Here is a 391-nt window from a genome sequence, read left to right on the forward strand (position 1 = left end):
CGACGCCGGTGGGCGCGACATCACCGGCGTGGCGGATCGGGTCTCGGCGGTCGTCGGTACCGACGGGAGCGTCGGCACCCTGCTCCAGGCCCGGGGGCTGGTGGGATCGAGCCTGACCTCGGTCGACCTGTCTCGACTCACGCGCCTCGAGCTCGCCTTCGCCCTGCTGCTCGCGATGGCCGCCGGCGGTCTCGTCCTGGGACTCGGGCTCGCCGAACGGCAGCGTGGCATCGCGTTGATCACCTCGCTGGGTGCCAGCGTGCGGCAGACCCGGCGCCTCGCGGCCACGGAGCCGGTCTACGTGCTCGTCGTCGGCACGGTGATCGGGCTGGCGGCCGGCTGGGCCCTGGCCTCCCTGACGGTCACGGTCCTCACCGGTGTCTTCGACCCA

At 73.4% G+C, this 391-nt stretch carries 1 protein-coding gene; it reads left to right on the top strand.

What is annotated here, in order from left to right; all coding sequences use genetic code 11:
* Positions 1-391: ABC transporter permease (locus tag Q0L15_RS22630; RefSeq protein ID WP_296607115.1), on the top strand; the 391-nt coding region annotated here is incomplete at both ends.

Source organism: Nocardioides sp. (assembly GCF_024509035.1).
In the GTDB taxonomy this organism is placed as follows: domain Bacteria; phylum Actinomycetota; class Actinomycetes; order Propionibacteriales; family Nocardioidaceae; genus Nocardioides.